At 50.9% G+C, this 20,383-nt stretch carries 16 protein-coding genes and 2 pseudogenes; 4 read left to right on the top strand and 14 right to left on the bottom strand.

Annotated features, from left to right (window positions below):
- Nucleotides 1-457: 457 nt before the first annotated feature.
- The 8 genes from BLS62_RS30720 to BLS62_RS05820 form a co-directional block, all read right to left on the bottom strand.
- Complete coding sequence (locus tag BLS62_RS30720) at nucleotides 458-700, bottom strand: hypothetical protein (RefSeq protein ID WP_143521525.1); 243 nt, start codon at nucleotides 698-700, stop codon at nucleotides 458-460.
- A gap of 662 nt (nucleotides 701-1,362) precedes the next feature.
- Nucleotides 1,363-2,418, bottom strand: coding sequence for a Gfo/Idh/MocA family protein (locus tag BLS62_RS05850; RefSeq protein ID WP_093178103.1), 1,056 nt, complete (start codon nucleotides 2,416-2,418; stop codon nucleotides 1,363-1,365).
- Between the two features lie 9 nt (nucleotides 2,419-2,427).
- Nucleotides 2,428-3,285 (bottom strand): sugar phosphate isomerase/epimerase family protein, encoded by an 858-nt coding sequence (locus tag BLS62_RS05845; RefSeq protein WP_093178101.1) that lies wholly within the window; start codon nucleotides 3,283-3,285, stop codon nucleotides 2,428-2,430.
- An 11-nt stretch (nucleotides 3,286-3,296) separates the two neighbouring features.
- Nucleotides 3,297-4,721, bottom strand: coding sequence for a CehA/McbA family metallohydrolase (locus tag BLS62_RS05840; protein WP_093178099.1), 1,425 nt, complete (start codon nucleotides 4,719-4,721; stop codon nucleotides 3,297-3,299).
- Complete coding sequence (locus BLS62_RS05835; RefSeq protein ID WP_093178096.1) at nucleotides 4,714-5,814, bottom strand: ABC transporter ATP-binding protein; 1,101 nt, start codon at nucleotides 5,812-5,814, stop codon at nucleotides 4,714-4,716. The genes BLS62_RS05840 and BLS62_RS05835 overlap by 8 nt, the downstream gene beginning before the upstream one ends.
- A 14-nt stretch (nucleotides 5,815-5,828) precedes the next feature.
- Nucleotides 5,829-6,659, bottom strand: coding sequence for a carbohydrate ABC transporter permease (locus BLS62_RS05830; protein WP_093178093.1), 831 nt, complete (start codon nucleotides 6,657-6,659; stop codon nucleotides 5,829-5,831).
- On the bottom strand, nucleotides 6,656-7,567 hold the full coding sequence (locus tag BLS62_RS05825; RefSeq protein WP_093178091.1) for a carbohydrate ABC transporter permease: 912 nt from the start codon (nucleotides 7,565-7,567) through the stop codon (nucleotides 6,656-6,658). The genes BLS62_RS05830 and BLS62_RS05825 overlap by 4 nt, the downstream gene beginning before the upstream one ends.
- Before the next feature lie 100 nt (nucleotides 7,568-7,667).
- On the bottom strand, nucleotides 7,668-9,023 hold the full coding sequence (locus BLS62_RS05820) for an extracellular solute-binding protein (protein WP_093178089.1): 1,356 nt from the start codon (nucleotides 9,021-9,023) through the stop codon (nucleotides 7,668-7,670).
- Nucleotides 9,024-9,296: 273 nt separating this feature from the next.
- Between BLS62_RS05820 and BLS62_RS05815 the strand changes: the two genes are divergently transcribed.
- A complete protein-coding gene (locus BLS62_RS05815; RefSeq protein ID WP_093178087.1) occupies nucleotides 9,297-10,355 on the top strand; it encodes a LacI family DNA-binding transcriptional regulator in 1,059 nt (352 codons plus the stop codon).
- A gap of 14 nt (nucleotides 10,356-10,369) precedes the next feature.
- Entirely contained in the window at nucleotides 10,370-12,301 is a 1,932-nt protein-coding gene (locus tag BLS62_RS05810; protein ID WP_093178084.1) for a DUF5054 domain-containing protein, read from the top strand.
- Nucleotides 12,302-12,349: 48 nt separating this feature from the next.
- Here BLS62_RS05810 and BLS62_RS05805 read toward each other — a convergent pair.
- The 6 genes and pseudogenes from BLS62_RS05805 to BLS62_RS32800 all read right to left on the bottom strand — a co-directional run.
- Nucleotides 12,350-14,049 (bottom strand): annotated as a pseudogene (locus tag BLS62_RS05805) (dihydroxy-acid dehydratase).
- A complete protein-coding gene (locus BLS62_RS05800; RefSeq protein WP_244283532.1) occupies nucleotides 14,049-14,549 on the bottom strand; it encodes an aldehyde dehydrogenase family protein in 501 nt (166 codons plus the stop codon). Before BLS62_RS05800 ends, BLS62_RS05805 begins: the two are co-directional and overlap by 1 nt.
- Nucleotides 14,550-14,610: 61 nt before the next feature.
- A protein-coding gene (locus tag BLS62_RS05795; RefSeq protein ID WP_093178081.1) for an IS3 family transposase occupies nucleotides 14,611-15,962 on the bottom strand; the annotation gives its coding sequence in 2 pieces (ribosomal slippage) (nucleotides 14,611-15,626 and nucleotides 15,626-15,962; 1,353 coding nt in all).
- 54 nt (nucleotides 15,963-16,016) lie between these two features.
- A complete protein-coding gene (locus BLS62_RS05790) occupies nucleotides 16,017-16,664 on the bottom strand; it encodes an IS5 family transposase (RefSeq protein WP_093178078.1) in 648 nt (215 codons plus the stop codon).
- An 89-nt stretch (nucleotides 16,665-16,753) separates the two neighbouring features.
- Nucleotides 16,754-17,050 carry an Lrp/AsnC family transcriptional regulator gene (locus tag BLS62_RS32805; protein WP_348271872.1) on the bottom strand — a complete coding sequence of 99 codons (297 nt, stop codon included), beginning with the start codon at nucleotides 17,048-17,050 and terminating at the stop codon, nucleotides 16,754-16,756.
- Between the two features lie 24 nt (nucleotides 17,051-17,074).
- Nucleotides 17,075-17,152, bottom strand: a pseudogene (locus BLS62_RS32800) (winged helix-turn-helix transcriptional regulator); the annotation flags it as partial.
- A 493-nt stretch (nucleotides 17,153-17,645) separates the two neighbouring features.
- On the opposite strand from BLS62_RS32800, the gene BLS62_RS05780 reads away from it, so the two are divergent.
- Both BLS62_RS05780 and BLS62_RS05775 read left to right on the top strand, forming a co-directional pair.
- Entirely contained in the window at nucleotides 17,646-19,064 is a 1,419-nt protein-coding gene (locus tag BLS62_RS05780; protein WP_200798477.1) for a YfcC family protein, read from the top strand.
- A gap of 85 nt (nucleotides 19,065-19,149) precedes the next feature.
- On the top strand, nucleotides 19,150-20,370 hold the full coding sequence (locus tag BLS62_RS05775) for a diaminopropionate ammonia-lyase (protein WP_093178073.1): 1,221 nt from the start codon (nucleotides 19,150-19,152) through the stop codon (nucleotides 20,368-20,370).
- The last annotated feature ends 13 nt before the right edge of the window (nucleotides 20,371-20,383 follow it).

Here is a 20,383-nt window from a genome sequence, read left to right as displayed (position 1 = left end):
GGTGCATCACTAGAGACCCGGAAGGGGTGCACTGGCCTCCTTTACCACTAACGAATCTTCTGACTGAACCAATCTTGCCAAACAGCAAACCCCGCCTGGGGCGGGGTTACAGTCCATATCCTGACATCCAGTTGGTTCAAATCAGCCCAAGCTCTCGCAATGTCGTTGCTGCGTCGAGGAGCTGGTCGGTATTCACTTCTATTGTTAGCGTCATGCTGTCTGCGTTCACGCGAGCCTTGATCGCAGCCTTGTCTTCGAGTTCTCTTGCGATTGGATCGCAGGCCTTATAGGGCCTGTTTTCGTCAAACCCCGCTCTTGGTTAGCTGGTGTGCTGCAATTCTGATGGTGCTGGTCCTCACAAGCCCTTCCTCCGTTAGGGACAGGCACCTTGCCCGTCTTTCACGACCTCTACCCCGCGCAAGTGGCGGGGCTCGTCTTCTTCGCAGTTTTGTGTGGTTTAGGCTTCGATTTCTGCTGCCAGCTTGTCTCTGGCGGCGCTGAGCATGTCCAGGTAGGCACCGCCCTTATGCAGGATGATCTTGCCGGCCCAGAGTTCCTCAGCATGCTCGTCGCCAAAAATCTCGCGCATTTCTTCGTTGGTGTATTGCAGAATTTCTGAGCCCCATTGGGGGTGTTCTGTGTAGATGTAATTGACGTGTATGGCGCTTGCTCCTCCTGGTATCTTGTGCCTCCTACACATGAGCTAGTCATGCTTATTTGAGTACCGTGGAATGCCATAGCGACCCGCTCAATCTAGGGCTTTGGGCTATCATACCCTAGGATTTACAGGGGCAAGGCGCACCTTGAGTGTGGGCGGCGCACCCTTAATAACAAGAGGTGCCTTATCTGCTGGTGCCGTCTGTTTCTGGCTAGCGTCGTCTCACATCCACTTTGGGCTGGGTTCAGCTGCTTTGTGCCGCCTCCCCCTACAAATCACCCCGAACTATTGGCGCGACAAAATCGGGCGGTTTCAGGCACATTGCCGCTATGCTCAGTGGAGCTGCGACGGCTACATCCAGTCCAAGTCAATCCGCGCCAAACCACCCGCACAATCCCATACCATGCATCCCCTACCCCCGTTTTTGGGTCCTTCCGGGCGCTAATCGTATGCGGTGGGGCTTTGCGCACCAGATCACCAGTTACAGGCAGAAATTTTGGGTTCGCACTTTGGGTTCGCGGTTCGCACCTAGCGGGAACGAAAGGTGGCGCTGCACCGCAACATGCCAGATTAGGGTGTTGTTAGAGCAGATGATTTTGTGATGATACAAAACGATTTCGGAACCTCAATATTATTCCCATAGACTACCTTCTAATACTAGACGTTAGAATTCAATATTTCTGGAGCATTCCACTATCTATTACTCAAAACATCTCCCCAACTTCTGCAAAGAGGTTTAAGTCATTTGCTGCGTCGGTGAGCGTTGTTTTGTGAAAATCTCCATTCACTATAGCTTTGTAGAAGGCGTCCAGCTCGATGCGGAATGGGTCTTCATAAGAGGGGCCGATGATCTCTGTGGTGGTCTGTTCATCGGTCGAACGAGTGATGCTCAACTGTGTTGGCAGGTTGCGAATATACGGCGTGTCGTAGGTGATTTTATAGCGTTCATTTTGCGTCAGCACCTCGATGCCTGCATCAAATTCAGCATTATCCGAGATGACTGCTTCATACAGCGCCGTGAAGTGACCGTAGTCGAACAGCACCAGAACAATCTCGCCGCCATGCTGCTCTGCGTAACTTACCTTCTTTGGCATGCCGAGCAGTTCGCGCATGGCAGAGAAGCTGTGAGAGGAAAGGCCTGTGAGCACCTGATAAGCTCGGAGTTGATCCTGGTCTGCATCACCCATGATCTCGCGGAGCATGGCGGTTGTGCGAGCCTGTCCCTCTTTGATGATATCAGCTGGAACATCATTGCCGCGATGGACTGGGCGGGTCTGGCGCGTGAAGTAGGGCGCTTCGCAAATGATATCGCGGATACGGACATGCCGGATTCTATCGAGGTCTGGCATGCGCTCCTTCAGAGCGAGGAAGCTGCGGGAATAGCGCCGCATATACCCAACGAAAACCACAATGGAACATTGTTTTTGCTGTTCCAGAAGGGCCGGAATCTGGTGCTTGTTCAAGCACACGGGCTTCTCGATGAAAACGTGTTTGTCTGCTGCCATGGCCACAGAAAGCAGATCTGCATGAAGGTGGTCGGGCGTGAGAATGAACACTGCATCCAAGCTCGGGTCCATAGTCAACTCTGACGCAGAGGCGTATCGCTTTTCAACTCCGTAACGCGTGCCGATGTAGTCCATCAGCTCCTTAGAAACATCGCTGATCGCCTCGACCTTGAAGCGTTGATCATCAAAGAGCAGAGGCAAGTGCATCAATTGAGCAACTTCGCCCAGCCCGATAATTCCGACAGACAGTGTCATTGTTTTTCCTTAGGCTTCTGCCATTCCAGCGATGTAAGAGAAGTTTCGACAGGCCAGTTCCAACGGTGTTTCAATTGCATTTTCGGCAATATCCTGTTCAACAACAACAGGCCCCTGAAATTCATTAGCCCGGAGAAACTCCATAATTTGCGCAATGTCGACAACACCCTCTTGAAGCGGGCACATGACCCCTGCTCCCAAGGCGTCTTGCACTGAGAGGTCTCCTCTGAGAACACGCGTTCGGACGGATGCATCGACATTTTTGAGATGCATGTAATCGATGCGATCCCAGTTGCGCCTCATATAGGTGAGTGGATCTTGCCCCCAAAATGCATAATGACCGGTATCGAGGCACAGGTTCAAAGGGGTCTCAGACAAGAGCGCGTCAATCTGCGCTTCAAGCTCTATGCAGGTGCCAATATGCGGGTGGAAGCTCAATGCTATACCAAACTCATTTGCCAGCATTGTGTGAGCTTTTGAAAGGTCTTTGTACATCTGCTGCACTGCATCGTGAGATAGGACGCCCAACTGGTCAGCTGGATAAACATTGCTTTCGTCCATAACCACCAGATGCCTGGCACCAAGAGCGGATAATACCTCTCCTTGTGCGCGCATGTCTTTGTGAAACTGGACGTTTGTCTCTGCCTGCGAGAAGGTGTGAACGTGCGTTGCCCCGATAAGCGTGAGGTTATGAGGCACGAGCATGTTCTTGAGGCGGTCAACATCTGTTGGCATATACCCGAGCGGGCCAAGCTCGGTGCCCTTGTACCCGGCAGATGCGAGCTGATCCAGATATTGTTCCGGTGAGTAAATGTTTCCAGTGGGGTAACAAACACCCCATGAACACGGTGCATTCCCAATTAACATGCCGTGCTGTCCTATTCCGTTTTTATATAAATTGGATTGGAAAGAGCCCTGATGATGGGCTGTTCCAATATCTCTTCTTCCATTAGGCCAAGCGGAAGTTTTCTGTTTTTAAACTCGGCCAAAAACTCAGCAAGCAGGGCTGCGTGGGTTTTGCGGGCAACGATCTCTACCCTCAGGAATATATGTGCTGTTTCTTCGAAGATCAGCTGCATCTCATCGTAGGGAATTAGGACCTGTTTGCGCAGTCCCCTCGCATCAATCCAGCGTAACAAGTCGCCCTTTGCGCATTTCACATGCACCGAGAAACGACAGGTATCAGCTTGAACACTCTCCCCCATAGTGGCCAGTCCGCTGGTGAGTGAGAAGTGCGGACCATTCGGGCCTTCGGTTACATATCCGCGGCCTGATTTCATTGCAGCTAGAATCGCTTTTTCGCTCAATTCGTTCAGCCAGAGCACGGTTGTTGGACGGGCCAAAACCAGAGGACCTTCCGGCATCAATTGGTCTGGTTGGTGATAATCACTTCCGCCAATCACCGAGATCTGATGTCCATCACACAAGTGTTTTTGGTAACGTGCCAGCGAGACCCAATTGTACATGAGCCATGCAGATTGCCAGACTTCCATGCAATCGGTCTCAGGCAGCTCATAAGTCCAGTCGATGGGCGGTTTATCGTGGTTGATTGAGAACAGGCCGCCGCGATCATGGGCAGCTTGTGCGACCACATGGGAATGGTCTGGCTTCGTCATGCGAAAATCCAGCCAATCATCAATGCCGAATACATTTGCATGACCAACCGCGGTTGTAACTTCCATTCCTCGCACAAACACGAGTTCCTCGCAGGAATGAGGATGGAAATACCGGCGCTGCGTGGTGGTGTTGTGGTCTGAAATTGCCAGAAAATCCAGACCTGCCTGTTTCGCCGCTGCATGGAGCAACTCAGGTGCGCCGCGTGCATCAGAATGGAAGGTGTGGCAGTGCAGATCACCTTTGTACCAGCCTTCTCCCGCTCTCACGGGGGTTGGCGTCACGGGCTGCGGAGCAACGTTCCTTGGCGATTGATCGAACGTGATTGAAAGTTTCACATCCGCGCCAGTCATCGGGATTTTGTAGAGCCCGAGGATGATCTTCCAGGTACCGGCCGGAATATCACCATGGACGTATCCCGGGGTGGCATCATCCAGGGCGATAAAGAAGCTGTTGCGGGCGCCCCCGCTCCAGCCGCGAAACCCTGAGATTGCCGGAAACTCCGTAATCTCAGGGTCAAGGCATCCAAGATCGATGATGCAATCTTTGGCAGGGATATAGTCTAGCGACACGTCGAAACGTGTTGTGCCTTCAGGCACCTCAAAATCCAGATAGAAGTACGGATCAGAGACCTGATCCGCCTTCGAAATATGTTGTTTGAAGTGCCGGTGGGCAAGTGTTTCACTCATTGTCCAGCGCCAATCGGTTCCCATCTGCACCAAACAAAGTGATGTGTTTGCTGGAGAAGCCAAGGGCCACGTCTTCAGAAAGGATAATATCGTCATCGGTGAAGATACGAGCGGTGAACCGGGCTGCGTCCGGGCGCTCAATGGTCACAAGCTTTTCTGCGCCCATGTTCTCGTTGGCAAACAGCTTACCGCGAACGGTGTTCTCGCCGGCCTGAGTGGCAAGCAAATGCTCGGGACGAACACCAAGGGTAATGGATTTGTTGATTGAGACAGCCTCTGCAAACGATGCCTGCATTGGCAGAGCAACCACATCCAACCCTTCGGCTTTCATCTTCAGTGTGCCATCTTCCACCATTGCTTCGATAGGCAGCAGGTTCATAGGTGGGTTGCCAACGAAATTTGCCACAAAGGTGGTTGCTGGTTTGCGGTAGATTTCCATTGGGGTTGCAAACTGAACGATTTGCCCCTGATCCATGACCGCAACACGGGTGGCCAGCGCCATGGCTTCAGCCTGATCGTGCGTAACATAAACGGAGGTCATACCCATGCTGTTTTGCAGGTGATGCAGGAAACCGCGTGCTTCTAAACGCAGCTTGGCGTCGAGGTTGGAAAGCGGTTCATCAAACAGATAGACCTGACTTGGGTTTACCAATGCACGGGCCAGAGAGGTCCGCTGCTGCTGACCGCCGGAAATCTGGGCCGGTAGACGTTCCAACAGATGACCGATCTTCAAAACGTCGGCAACTTCTTGCGCACGCTCCCCGCGTGTTGCCTCATTTTCACCGCGGACTTTCAGCGGATAGGCGATGTTCTGGCTGATGTTCATATGCGGGTAGAGCGCATAATCTTGAAACACCATGGAGATCTTACGGTCACGCGGATGCAGGGCTGTAACGTCCCTATCACCAATGTAGATGCGACCAGCGGTTGGTGTCTCCAAGCCAGCAATCATACGCAGGCTGGTGGTTTTACCACACCCGGATGGGCCGAGAAGACAGATGAACTCACCGTCGCCAATTTCAAAGCTGGCATTGGAGACTGCATTAAATTTGCCGAAAGATTTGGTGACGTTTTGGAATGCGATAGAAGCCATTTTTATTCTTCCGATTATGCTTTAATGCCGCCGAAGAACCGGAAACCAAACTTCCAGTTTACGAACAGATAGAGAGAGATGACAGGGAACGAGTAGATTAGCGCGTAAGCTGCAAGCAGTGTAACAATCGGTGTTCCTGCCTCAGAGTAGAACGAGTAAATAGCGACGGATACAGGCATCAACTCGTCGGAGCGCAGCAGAATAAACGGGATCAGGAAGCTGCCCCAGATGTTCACGAAGGCCCAAACCACCACAACGACGATACCTGGACGGATGACAGGCAAGGCCACATCACGGAACGCCTGCATGGAGGATGCTCCGGCGACCATGGCGCTTTCCTCATAGGATTTGGGAATACCGTCGATAAAGTCACGCAGGATGAACATCGCCGTGGGCAGAAGGCCACCAGCAAACACGAGAATCACCGCAACATGTGTGTCGATGAGGCCAAGTTTGGAGACGATCAGGAAGATCGGAACCATCGCGGCACTGCCGGACACAACAGAAGAGAACAGCAGCAAGAGATAGGTGATGCTCTTCTTGCCCGGAATATCGGAGCGTGAAAGGGCGTAGGCTGCAAGAGTTGCGGCAAAGCCGACAAGGATCACACCACCAATGCTTTGAATGAACGAGTTTAGCAATCCGCGCATGGCAAAGGCGTTATCGAACACGGTGTAGAAGTTCTTCAGCGTAAAGGGGCTTGGGATCTCCAGTCCGAGTTCAGCACGCGCGTTGAACGGAGCAAACAGGAACCAGATGAGCGGCAGAGCAAATGAAATGCCGATCAGCGCTGCGAGAACGGAAAAACTAATGCGGGACAGAATTTGTTGGAAAGAGAGGGTCATTCGGCTACCTCTTGGTTTTTCTGTTTTGCGATGCGCAGATAAATCAGAGCAAATGCCAGATTGATGAGCATGATCACGACGCCCACGGCTGCGCCCTTACCGAATTCGAAGTCTTTAAACGCGACGCGGTAGGTGTAGATGGAGAGCAATTCCGTGCGGTAGGACGGTCCGCCGTTTGTCAGCAGGAATGGCGTGAAGACGTTGAAGGTCCACATGGTGATGAGGATCAAGTCTGTGACCACGTGCCCTTTGATGAGCGGCAGAGCGATATCCCTGAACTTTTGGAAGGATGTCGCGCCAGCAACATCAGCCGCTTGAAAATAGCTTGGCGGGATCGATGAGAACGCTGAGTTGAACAGCATCATGGAGAATGCGGCGCCGCGCCATGTGTTGAAGAACACGATGACCCAGAATGGATTGTCCAGCAGCCAGTCTCCCGGCTCCAACCCAATCGACGTCAGCAGCATATTGAGTGTGCCATTGTCGTAATCAAGGAACGCAAACCATGCAAAGCCGATGACAACTTCCGGCAGGATCCACGCAACAATCACGGCAGATTCTGAGAAGATTTTCACGTATTTCGGCGTTGATTGTAACAGCCATGCCAGGATCATACCCAGCAGTGCCTGCCCCACCAATGCGGAGAGCAACACGAATTGGATGGTGAGAATGAGCGAGAAACCAAACTGGCCCCGTGTGAAGAACGTGCTCATGTTGAACAAGGAGACGTAGTTATCAAACCCGACAAACTCAGGGTTGAGAGCTGTTTTTCCAAGCAAGGTTCTGTTGGTGAAGGAGACGAAGATCACCCAGAAGAATGGGACGATCACAAATGCGCCGACAAGAGCTGCCGCAGGGGAGAAAAACAGCGCTCCCGCACGCGCAGACAACAATGAGAAGTTCTTCAAATTACACCTTCCCGCGAAGGGAGATTATTGGATCAAAAGATCAGGGAGAGGATGAGGGCGCGAAAGGTTGCGCGCCCCGCCCCGGAGTTTGAATAAGCGCTTATTTGCTTACGGTATTTTCTTCACCAACGATCGCGGTGACATCGGCTTTGTATTGAGCCATAGCTTCATCAGCTGTCTGTTCGCCGGAAACAACGGCTTCAGTCATGCGCTGAACAGCAACGGACACTTTGTTGTAATATGCGTTGTTTGGACGTGCTGTGGTCAGTGGCAGAAGCGTCTGGGATGTTTCTGTCAGGAAGTCAGAGTTCGGGATCCAGACATCATCACGAATACGAACGCGTGGGTTGATTGCCTGGAACGCATCCAGCTGCTCCTTGGAGTTCATGTAGGACAACAGTGCCCATGATTCTTTTGGTGCTTTGGAGTTTGGATTGATCACGAAACCAGTCCCGCCAGACATGGTCACAAAATCCTGACCGCGGAAGCCTTTGCCTGGTGCCTGCGCTGGCATCTTTTTCCAGGTCATGTTTACGTCACGGTCTTTAACTTCGAACTCGGCGCCAGGCTTGGTCACAGAGCGGTAGAACCAATCCCCTTCCACCAGCATAGCTGTTTTACCATCGCGGAAGTTTGCGAAGGTACGGTTCCGGCCATCGCCGAGCAGCTGCGCACGTTTGTCGCCGAGCTTCTCATCAACATAGATGGTTTTGTAAAGGTTCAGCGTATCAAGAATCCCTTGTGAGGACACGATCCACTTGCCATTTTCGTCCAGCATACCTTCGCCGGTGCCCAAAATTGCCATCCAGTAGCCCTGCATGGTGGTTGCTTCGCCCATGGAAACACCAGCATTCAGCTGTATTGGAGCAGACTTTGGCATTACTTTTTTGATGGCGCGCGCAGCATCCAGAACGTCTTTCCAGGATGTTGGCTGCCAAGCATCAGCATCGATACCAGCCTTTGCGAAGATGTCTTTGCGCACAAAGATCATGCGGCTGTCTGTACCAAGAGCAACACCATAGGCCTTGCCGCCGTAGGACATCAGCTGTTTGGAGCCTTCAGAAATGTGAGACCAGCCTTCCCACTGATTCACTTCTTCGCCGGCAACTTCATCCAATGGCTTCAGCAGACCTGCATCTACGAAGTTTGGGATGAGGAAGCCGTCGAAAGACGATATGTCTGCGCCAGCGCCAGTTGAAAAATCCAATGCGAGCTGCTGTGTCAGCTGCTCATCCTTACCTGCGAATTCCTTGAAGTTAACAGTAACATCCTTGCCTGTTGCCTTCATTCTGTTTTCAAATTCAGGAATCACACTGGTCTTCAACCAGACAGCAGCCGTGCTGTTGACGCCGCCTTCCACACAGCGGCAGGTGATGGTGATTTCTGTTGCCATCGCAGGCCCAGCAAGTGCTGTGGCGGCTACAAGGCCTAATGCATAACTACGCAATTTATTCATCAAAATTATCCCCCCAGGGCATCCTGTGTTGGTGTGCCATATCGCCAATCAAGAGAAACGCCGATCAGCTTTATAAAAGTGAACACGTTTTCATTATTCGTCAAACTGAACGATAAAATCAAGTGGAAATCTACATTCTGCCTTGAAAGATATATTATGGTAACGGCTGTATTCTGCAATATAATCGTCATTTGAGCTGTTTGTGCGATTGACAAACTAGGGCTATATACGGCATTAAATAGTGAACACGTTTTCAAAATATGAGTAATTTGAGTGTCTGACGGATTGAACATGAAAGAGATAAAACGTCCGGAACGCGCGACGGCGGATACGGTTGCAAAGATGGCAGGCGTTTCTCGTGTTGCGGTCTCCCGAGCCTTTAATCCGCACGCCTCTTTGAAGAAAGAAAAGCGTGACCTAATTCTCAAAATTTCGAAAGATGTTGGTTATACACCGGACATGGCCGCACGGGCTCTTGTAACCCGTCGCTCTCATCTCGTTGGAGTGATCGTGCCGGATGTATGCAGCCCATGGGAATCGCAGGAAATTGACGCCTTGACCACGGCGCTGCAAACTGAAGGATTTGCAACCCTCCTTTTCAAAACCCGTACAGACCAAAGCATGGACGAACGATTACTCACCTATATGAAGGGGTTTAATCTCGACAGTATCATTGCCTTTGCGGAAAACATCGGGCCTGAAACGCTCGCGAATGCTCTGGACCGGGCAGTTCCAATTTATGTGACTTACCCGCAAAATGGGGTTTCCCCTATTGCGTCAGGGTCAACAGCGGTTTTTGACCGTCTGGATGTGAACCAACAGACAGGGATTGGACAAGCAGTCGCTCTGATGCAAGCTTACGGGTGCACCAAATTCGCTTACCTTGGCGGAGCGAAAACATCCTTGGCGAATATAGAGCGTGAACGAGCTCTTCGCCAAATTCTTAAAGATCGCGGCCTACCTGACCCTGTCATTATTGCGGGCGACTTTACCTATGAGACTGCCCTTACCTCGACGCTGGACCTCTTCAAAATGGGAGAAGGCGTAGACGGTATTTTCTCCGCCAATGACGTAGGCGCTTTTGGTGTGATTGATGCCTTGCGCTTCAAATTGGGCCTGCGTATCCCTGAAGATGTCAAAGTTGTCGGCTTTGATGATATCGCACAGGCTGGATGGCTTAGCTACAACCTGACCACCGTAAAAATTGACCTGGACGACCGCGTTCGTGCATTGGTGCGGCTCATTTTGCGCCGCCTGAAAAACCCAACTGCCCCCGCAATGGTAGAAACGCTAGAAACGCGGCTCATTGTGCGTGGCACAGTTGGCTCATAATAAAGCAAAACAATATGTCCTCTCCTACTATTCATCTGGTTTTCAAAACGCATCTAGATATCGGCTTTACCGACCATGCTGAGAAAGTTCGGAAACGCTATCACAAGTACTTTTTGCCACAAGCTCTCGACAGCGCGGAGCATTTTTACTTCGAGAACCCGGAGGAGCCAAAATTCCGATGGACGACTGGTGCGTGGCTGATTTGGGATTATCTCAAGGACGCCTCTCCAAAAGATGTACAGCGTTTGGAAACAGGGATTGAGCGTGGGCTTATCCGATGGCATGGCCTTCCGTTTACAACCCATTCCGAGTTGATGTCTCCTGCTCTGTTTGAGGCCGGTTTATCTTACTCCCGAGAGCTGGATGAGCGTTTTGGCGTTAAATCCATTGCGGCCAAAATGACGGATGTCCCAGGCCACACTCTTGGCATTGTACCATTGATGGCGAAGGCCGGATTAAAGTTCCTACATCTGGGCGTCAACACTGCATCTCCTAGGCCTGACTTGCCTGAAATCTTCCGATGGCGTGCACCAACTGGTGAGGAAATTCTGGTTCTCTACCAAAACTCCTATGGTGCAACTCAGTTCATTCCCGGCATCCCAGATGGCTTGAGTTTTGCACATACAGAAGACAACATTGGCCCGCAAAATATTGGCCAGACAGTGAATGTCTACCGGGCCATGGAACGAGAGTACCCTGAGCACAAGATCCGTGCCGCTACACTGGATGAATTTGCGGAAATCCTTTGGCCACACCGGGGGAAATTCCCAATCATCACGCAGGAAATTGGTGACAGCTGGATTCACGGCAGTGCGACGGACCCGATAAAATCATCACGTTTCCGAAGCTTACAGCGTGTTTATGATCATTTTTATAAAGAGGAGCTCACCCCTGAACGGCTTGCGTTTGGACGCCAACTTTCCATGGTGGCAGAACATACCTGCGGCGTAGATATCAAAACTTATTTGCGAGATGAACAAGCATGGGATCGCACTGATTTTGAGGTTGCCCGAGCAACTGACCCTCGTTTCCAATATGCCGAAGCTTCATGGAACGAACAGCGCGCTTATTGTGATACTGCTGTTGCTGAATTGTGCGCGGCAGATCAAACCATTGCAAAAGCCGCGATGGAAGACATTGCTTGCCCGGCGCGCCATACCGGACCATTTGAAAAGACCAGCAACCTTACTGTAGGTGGCTGGCATATTCAGATTGATGACGCTACCGGTGCCGTTACAGACCTCACGTCACCCGATGGCAAGCTAATCTCTGGCCTTGATGGCAATCTCCTCTCCTTCTCTCACGAGACCTATGATGCTGCAGATGTAAAAACGCACATGGATGCGTATCTGACCCATCATGAAGAATGGGCTATTCTGGATCACATCAAACCCGGTTTGGCCAAAGCGAAAACAGCTGTCTCTGCCGTGCATGCGCCTGTGTTTGAAGGCTCCTGCATGTGCGGGGATCAAGCGACCCTGTCTTACTCCATGCCGGATGATGTGCCGGGTGAAGCCTCCACCCTTCAACTGGTTCTAGAAGCCACCAAAGCAAAGTTACAGTTTGCTTTGCGTATCTACGGCAAAGCAGCCAATCGCATGCCTGAGGCTGGTTTCCTACGCTTTGCACCAGTGGGTGCGGAGAGCTGGGAGTTGCTCAAAACAGGTCTCTGGATTGATGCTGATAATCTACCGGACATGAGCGGTGGCCAGCTGCAGGCAATCTTTGCCGCAAGAGCAAAGATTGATCATGAGATCTGCATCACCCCACTGGACACGCCTTTGGTTGCACCTGCCGACCTACCGTTTATGCCTTTCCAGCATAAAGCTTCTAGCTATTCCAAGGGTCTGCGTTTCAACATCTACAACAACAAATGGGGCACCAACTTCCCCATGTGGTGGGACGGCGACTTTCAGGCTCGCTTTGAGTTGGAAATCGCAGTGTAGCTGGATATTGGAGGAGGCGTTCTTTCGCTAGGAATCATAACGCCATTCTTATTCAGAGATAACAACAGTCTTCTGAAGGAAGTCAAAATCACAGCCTTTCGTCGCTGGCAAAACCGTATTGTGGTAAAGCTGCTTATAGCCCCGATCTGGTTCCGGGTTTGGAGAGACGAAGACCGTCCGGCGGCGTTCGAGCTCTTCCTCTGGAATCAGTAGGTCGATGCTTTTTGCTTCTGCTGACAAACGAATACGGTCACCATTTTGGACGAGAGCCAGAGGCCCTCCCAGATCGGCTTCCGCGTCAATTGCAAAATGATAGTGCCAAATGCTGTGCCGCTCATGCGGGCATCCGAAATGCGCACCATGTCCTTTACGCCTTCACGCGCAAGCTTTTTCGGGATTGGCAGATAGCCAGCTTCAGGCATGCCAGATGGACTGCGCGGTCCTGCATTTTGCAGCACCATCACCTCATCTGCACTGATGTCCAGATCTTCCAAGGAAGTAAACACCACAGCTCTGCCTTCATGCTCCAGCAGGTCCGGCGTTGCAGCAGCGCGTTTCAGGATAGCTCCTTCAGGCGCCAGAGAACCTGAGAGCGCAATCAGGCCTCCTTACGAGTCAATCGGATTATCAGCGGTGCGTATGACTTTGTGATCAAACGGATCTGCTTTAGGCGCATCGAGTCGGCCACCAAGGCTTATGCCTTCAATGTTGATCGGACTGCGGTGAACTTTCTCTTTGATCGCGTCAAGAACACCATCTAGCCCACCAGCGCTATGGAAATCCTCCATATAGCCCTGACCGACTGGTTTCAGATCCACAACCACAGGAGTTTCATCAGACAGCTCATTCATACGATCCAGCGAAATGTCAATGCCCAACCGACCAGCAACAGCCGTCAGGTGAATAATCGCATTTGTAGAACCGAAGACTGCTAGCAGAACGTGCGATGAATTCTCAACCGCTTCACGGGTCATGATTTTGTCTGGTGTCAGTGCATCTTCAGAAAGAGCCATTTTTGCGGCAACGACGCCGGTCTCTTCTGAATTACGCAACCGATCTGCATGAACAGCTGGAATGCCAGCGGAACCCGGCAAGATCGTACCCAGCGTTTCTGCGATCACCGCTATGGAACTTGCCGTCCCCATTACGGCACAGGTCCCTGCTGTGGTCGCAAAACGCCCTTCGATCTGATTAATTTCTTGCTCTTCCACTGTGCCCGCGCGATATTTTGCCCAGAAGCGGCGGCAATCCGTACACGCGTCTAGGCACTCACCTTTGTGGCGACCTGTCATCATTGGACCAGCAACAACCATTGTAGCAGGCTTGCCGGCAGATGCAGCGCCCAGAAGAAGCGCAGGCACTGTCTTGTCACATCCACCTAACAACACAACAGAATCCATCGGCTGTGCAGCAATCATCTCTTCCACGGCAATGGCCATGGCCATCAAATTACGATAACCCATGGAGGTCGGACTTAGGAACAACTCGCCCAAAGACATAATCGGATACGCTACAGGCAACGCACCAGATGCCAGAACACCGCGTTTGATGACTTCCAATATCTCAGGAAAATGCCTGTGGCAGTTGTTGAAGTCACTTTCCGTGTAGCAGATGCCAACGATGGGCTTATCCAAGCTCGCATCTGTATAACCCATGGACTTAGCGAAGGACCGGCGTAGATAACAGGCGAAGCCTATGTCACCGTAGTTTGTCAGGCCGTTTTCCAGCCCATGTACTTTCTTGCTCATCAGATATCTCGTGAGATTAGCAGGTGGCGGGTGTATTTCGGAACAAGGTAATCCATGATGCCAAGCGATCCACCTTCACGACCAAAGCCACTTTCCTTGTTGCCGCCAAACGGTGCTTCTACGGTTGCCAGTAGGGTCTCGTTGATGCCAACCATGCCTGCTTCCAATCGCTCAGCAGTCTTGATCGCCAAAGCACTGTCATAAGAAAACACATAGGCAGCCAGGCCGAACGGCGTGTTGTTGGCCCGTTCAATCACGTCTTCAACATCATCAAAGGTGGAGATTGGCGCTACAGGTGCAAACGGCTCTTCAATCATGATAGCCGCATCGTCCGGCACATTCATCAAAACGGTTGGCTCTAGGAAGCTACCATCCGAAAGGGCTTCCGGCTGCTTACCACCCGCAAGAAGCTCAGCACCTTTTGCGAGGACGTCTTCAATCAGGCGAAGCGCATGGTCAACAGCGCGTTGGTGAATGAGCGGGCCAGTGTGCGTCGGCAAAGTTTTTGGGTCCAGGAGCTGCGAAAACTAAGCGAGAGTTTGGCTTATCTGGTTGGTTTGATTATGCAGCGTGTTGTCTGTGATGCAAGCGTCGTGCCTCGAACGTTTTTCGTTTGATCCTCTCCCTTTGTTGCAGAATAGCTTTGTCACGCCCAAAGTAGACGTCGGCGGGTGTGAACTTGCTTAGACTCTCATGGTAACGCTTGTGGTTGTAGTGAGTGATGAAGGCTTCGATCTGGTCTTCAAGGTCACCGGGTAGGAAATAGTTTCCCAGCAGGATGCGGTTCTTCATGATCTGGTGCCAACGCTCGATTTTACCTTGGGTTTGGGGGTGATACGGGGCCCCACGCGAGTGCTGAATGCCCTTGTCTTGCAGCCATTCAGCCAGATCGCCTGAAACGTAACTGGAGCCGTTGTCGCTCAGTAAACGTGGCTTGTGACCGACGTGAACCTGATCGCAACCTGATGCCTGCAACGCCAGATCCAACGTATCTGTGACGTCTTCAGCCCTCATGCTGGTGCAGAGCTTCCACGCAATGATATAGCGACTGTAATCCCCCAGGATCGTGCTGAGATAGAACCAACCCCAGCCGAGAACCTTGAGATAGGTGAAGTCCGTCTGCCAGAGCTGATTGATGGCTGTCGTTTTGTCTTTGAACTCACTCGCTGCCTTGATGACGATGAAAGCTGGGCTGGTGATCAGGTCGTGTGCCTTCAATACACGGTAGACAGAAGCCTCTGATACAAAATACCTTTCCCGATCAGTGAACGTAACCGCCAATTCCCGAGGCGATAGCTCCGTCTCCTTCAAAGCCAGTTTGACGACCTTGCGCCTCACTTCGTCAGGGATGCGGTTCCAGACATGTTTTGGCTTGGGGGATTGATCCTCCAGCCCAGCTTCACCACGTTGCAGATACCGGTCATACCAGCGGTAAAATGTGGTTCGGGGAATGCCCAGCTTGGCCAGTGTTTGCCGCGCTGACAAATGGGAACTCTCAACTAGCTGGATAATTTCAAGCTTTTCTGATGCGGCATACCTCATTCTGGGTCGTCCCCATCCCCGATCATGCTTTTTTTGAGCAACCGGAGTTCAAGCGTTTGCTCAGCAACGACCTCCTTCAGATCACGGGTTTGGCGGCGCCGATCCTTGACCTCATTGGGTCTGGCAGCACGCGCTGTGTCCCCGGCCAACCGGCGTTTACCTGCTTCCATGAAGTCCTTCGACCATTTGTAATAGATACCTTGGGAGAGACCCTCATGACGGCACAGCTCAGCAATGCTGTCTTCACCACGTAGCCCATCCAGAACGATCCTGATCTTCTCTTCGGATGAATAGTGTTTGCGGGTGGCGCGTTTAATATCCTTGATGATCTTCTCACCAGGACTATTGCGTGTTCCAGTTGTCTGTCTCATGTCCCACTCCTCAGTGGTTACGATGAGCCAAAAACACTCTCTTATCAAATACGGCTATCTGGACCCATAGATGCTGACGTCAGACACACCGAGAAATGTGGCAACTGTATTTTGGATCTGATCCAACAGATCCGGCACAGCGGTTGGATCGGCAACCGTATCCTCAGTCAGTTCAGAACATACGATTTCGCCGGTATTCAGATCAAGGCTAAGGTGAAGTTTGCGCCAAGTTCTGCGCTTTATCCTGGTTCCATGCTTGGTTTCCTGCCATTCTCCGGCACCAAAGATCTTAACGCCTGCACTATCGATTACCAGCGTTACTGGCTCAGAGTTCGTTCGCGGTTTGGGATTTAAAAGTTTCAAGCCATCTGCGCGGCGCGACAGGGTTGTAAAGTCAGGAACCGGTAAAACCAACTCCATCAAATAGAACACAGACCTCACAAACCCTTGAGTCTGCCTCAAAGCAAGACCGAATACGACCCGAACCTCCAAACAGGTTTCAATGGCAAGCTCTGAAAACTCGGCGGGCCGTCCACGCCATTGGTTCTCAGGTGCAAACCAAGTCTTGGCAACGCGCTCTTCAATCCAATCCGTGACATCGCCGCGACGACGCAAGCTTTCATTATACTCCGGCCAGTTCGTCACTTTGTATTTGGCTTTGGTAAACTTGTGTCGGCGATCAGCATTGGCTTTAAACGGCATAAAGTGAACCTTCACTGAAGGAAATATCAGCCGAAATATACACCTGAAGCGAATTTATGCAAAAGCGCCAGGTAGAGAGATGGGATCACTCAGATGGGAACTTGCATTCCAGTTTTGACTTTGTCCATACAAACATAGGTGTTGAACTTACGTAAATTGGAATATTTGAAAAACAGACGACGTGTCAGTTCTTCGTATTCGGACATATCAGCCACAAGCATGACCACCACGAAATCAAGTTGACCAGTTACGTAATAGCATTGCTGCACTTGTGGTGCTTCGAGGAATGCTCTACGCGCGTCGTCGATTTCTTCAACACCATCTGTGATGAGTTCAACCGTTGCGATGATGGTCAACGGATATCCGACGCTTTGAGAAGAGACCACTGCAACATTTGACTGAATAACGCCGGCTTCATTGAGCTTCTTAATTCGGCGCTGCACGGACGGTGCAGATATGTTCACCATCTCTGCAATTAGGCGATGAGGAACGGAATTGTCCTTTTACAGGATACGCAAAATGGCAAGATCGAAACTATCGAGCTCAAGTTTACTATTCTTCTTCATTTTGCGCCCTTTGTTTTCTGCTGCCTCACCAAGGTAGCTGGAAGTGGGCTCACAATAGAGTGGGGGATCTACGGATATCTCGCACTAATCCGGTTTCGATCCCAAAATAATCACCGATGATATTTCTCTTCGATGCCCCTTTCTATGAGTTTTTCGCTCACAAATGACCCCAAAAGCGAGCACCCATATCAATGGAAATGGGTAGTATCTTCATATGCAGGTGGTCAATGAAGACGGGAAAAACATTAATCTGTAATTACTTAGAAAATAGCTGATGCAGTTTCGGTGAAAACTCCGGGCTAGTTTCGAAGTGATTTGATCTGATGTAGGCGATGGCGAATTAACTCGCTCCGCCCTTATCAGGTGCTTTTTAAGAGGCCACGCGCAGAAAATTACAATGCCACTGGAGGCTACTGTGAGTGCGGAAAACGCAACAGAAGAACGAAGATCTATAAAGATCCCACACACATTTATATTGCTACTAATTGTTGGGGCATTAGTTAGTATTTCGACCTACTTTTTCCCCGCTGGCGAGTTTGTTCGCGTAGCAGGGCCAGGCGGCCGGATGATGGTCGATCCATCTTCCTATTCAATTATTCCAAGCACACCAACCACCTTCATGAACTTCCTTATTGCAATTCCCAAGGGATTTGTTGAATCTGGTTGGATCATCGTAATGACTTTCTGTGTAGGCGGCGGCTTTGCTGTTTTACGCAAGACTGGTGTCATTGAAGTTGGCGTGAATAAAATTGCTCACGCCTTTGCTGATCGCGGCATTGTCATCATTCCAGTTCTTATGCTGCTGTTTGCATCCATCGATACATTTATCGGCATGCCTGAACTGTGCATGGTCTACGTCCCGATTATTCTTCCTTTGATGCTGGCGTTGGGATATGACTCCATAACGGCGTGTGCGGTTGCACTTTGTGGTTCTGCTGCCGGGTTTACAGCCGCAATTACAAACCCCTTCACAGTTGCTATTGCGCAGAAAATTGCTGAATTGCCTTTGTACTCCGGTTCTTTGTTGCGCGTCATCTTCTTTGCTGTACTTGTTGCCGTCGGGTCCTTCTTCGTTGCGCGCTATGCAAAACGCGTGAAAGCGGATCCGAGCTCCAGCTCAATGTATAAAGCCGATCAGAAGAGCAGAGGTACCCATACCTCCACTCGTGACTTCAAAACTGATATGACAGGTCGTCAAAAGCTTGCTGCATTCTCCGGTGTTGCTGTCTTCTTCACATTGCTCGGCGGTGTGTTCATGCTGGGCTGGGACCTTCCCCAGATGGCAGCTATGTTCATCTTGATGGGTGCTGTTTCCGGTGTTGCTTCTGGCCTCACTGGGGATGAGATCTGTGACTCTTTCGTTGAAGGGTGCCGGGATGTCCTCCTGGGTGCACTGATCATTGGTGTGGCTCGCTCCATTAACGTGATCATGGTGGAAGCTCAGGTTATCGACACCATCGTGAACGGCCTTGGAACAATGTTGAACTCGATGCCAACCATAGCGGCACCGTTGGGAATGGAAGTCTTCCAGACCTTGTTCAATTTCCTAATGCCCTCTGGTAGCGGCAAGACTTTGATCACAATGCCGATCATGGCTCCACTGTCCGATATCGTTGGTATTACCCGTCAAACATCCATTCTTGCACTTCAAATTGGTGACGGTTTCTCCAATATCCTATGGCCGACCTCAGGTTACTTCATGGCAACACTGGCGATTGCAAAGGTTCCATGGACAAAGTGGGTTAAGTTCTTCTTCCCATTGTTTATAGCCTGGACGCTTGTTGGTGCTGGTTTCTTGATCGTTGCCTACCTAATCAACTGGGGCCCGTTCTAAAAAGGCCAACAGAACCGGTGATGTAGCCGCAAGAGTACGTGGCTACATCACTTCCAAAATTTCTTCTCCCAAATACGAGTTTACTATGTTGGAAATCACACTTGATGAGCACATCGAGGCTGTTGTCACGCCGCAAACCTCCGTCATGCAAGACCCAATGTTTAATCAGGATGTAGCGACTAGAGTTTTTCATTTTCACGCTTCCATGTCCAACTATGAAGCAACTCCTCTTGTAAATCTTAAGAGAATGGCTTGCGAAGCCGGTGTTGGATCGATATTTGTCAAAGATGAATCCAAGAGATTTGGACTCAATGCATTCAAAGTAGTTGGTGGTATTTTCGGTCTTGCCAACGTTATTGCCAAGTATCTTGATTTAGGCTTCGACAACCTGAGTTTTGATGATCTTAAATCAGCTCGGTACAAAGATAAGCTTGATGCGATGACGATTGTCTCTGTGACCGATGGCAACCATGGCCGCGGGTTGGCTTGGGCCGGTAAAGAGTTGGGCTGCAAAGTTGTAATTCATATGCCTAAAGGGTCGGCTTTGGCACGGGTTAACGCGCTTCGTGAGCTCGGTGCAGAGGTCCATATCACCGATTTGAACTATGATGACACGCTGCGTGTTGTCATTGATACAGCGGCGAAAGATAGCAAACTGTTGCATGTTCAAGATCAGGCATGGGCGGGATACGAGGAAATTCCGAACTGGATTTCTCAGGGCTATATGACCATTGCCCACGAAGCGCTGACGCAACTTTACTTTGGCGGAGAACAGGCCCCTACTCACATCTTTTTGCAGGCTGGTGCAGGTTCAATGGCACTGGGTATTGCCGCTTTCTTTGCGAATGCTCTTGCCGAGAATTGCCCGAAAATCATTCTCATGGAAGCCAAAAATGCGAACTGTTATTTCAAGTCCATGAAGAAGGGTGAACCCGTCCGCATTCTGGGAGATCTTGAAACTATTATGGCAGGTCTTTCTGTTGGCGAAATGAACACAGAAGCCTATCGCATCCTACCGCACATACTGAGCGGCTACCTCTCCTGCTCAGATGCTATGTCCAAATACGGCACTCGCTTGCTGGCTGCTCCGTCAGGTGATGATGCACAAGTTGTTTCTGGTGAGTCAGGTTCTATCGGCGTTGGCGTTCTCAATCACTTGATGCGTTGTGACCACAGTGAAGACTTGCGTAAAGCGCTTGAGCTGGACCACACGTCGCGCGTCCTCCTCTTCAACACCGAAGGTGATACCGACCCTGCGCTTCACAACAGCATTGTCTATGACCACGACCACCATGGCGAAGTCTAAGCAAAAAGGAATA

It is taken from the genome of Pseudovibrio sp. Tun.PSC04-5.I4 (genome assembly GCF_900104145.1).
Classification (GTDB): Bacteria; Pseudomonadota; Alphaproteobacteria; order Rhizobiales; family Stappiaceae; genus Pseudovibrio.
The sequence above is the reverse complement of the archived record's forward strand: the minus strand, read 5'-3'. Positions and strand labels throughout refer to the sequence as shown.

Excerpts from the sequence above, each read along its gene's own strand:
- BLS62_RS30720 (WP_143521525.1), bottom strand. The coding sequence starts at position 700 with ATGTGTAGGAGGCACAAGATACCAGGAGGAGCAAGCGCCATACACGTC.
- BLS62_RS05850 (WP_093178103.1), bottom strand. The coding sequence starts at position 2,418 with ATGACACTGTCTGTCGGAATTATCGGGCTGGGCGAAGTTGCTCAATTG.
- BLS62_RS05845 (WP_093178101.1), bottom strand. The coding sequence starts at position 3,285 with ATGTTAATTGGGAATGCACCGTGTTCATGGGGTGTTTGTTACCCCACT.
- BLS62_RS05840 (WP_093178099.1), bottom strand. The coding sequence starts at position 4,721 with ATGAGTGAAACACTTGCCCACCGGCACTTCAAACAACATATTTCGAAG.
- BLS62_RS05835 (WP_093178096.1), bottom strand. The coding sequence starts at position 5,814 with ATGGCTTCTATCGCATTCCAAAACGTCACCAAATCTTTCGGCAAATTT.
- BLS62_RS05830 (WP_093178093.1), bottom strand. The coding sequence starts at position 6,659 with ATGACCCTCTCTTTCCAACAAATTCTGTCCCGCATTAGTTTTTCCGTT.
- BLS62_RS05820 (WP_093178089.1), bottom strand. The coding sequence starts at position 9,023 with ATGAATAAATTGCGTAGTTATGCATTAGGCCTTGTAGCCGCCACAGCA.
- BLS62_RS05810 (WP_093178084.1), top strand. The coding sequence starts at position 10,370 with ATGTCCTCTCCTACTATTCATCTGGTTTTCAAAACGCATCTAGATATC.
- BLS62_RS05790 (WP_093178078.1), bottom strand. The coding sequence starts at position 16,664 with ATGCCGTTTAAAGCCAATGCTGATCGCCGACACAAGTTTACCAAAGCC.
- BLS62_RS05775 (WP_093178073.1), top strand. The coding sequence starts at position 19,150 with ATGTTGGAAATCACACTTGATGAGCACATCGAGGCTGTTGTCACGCCG.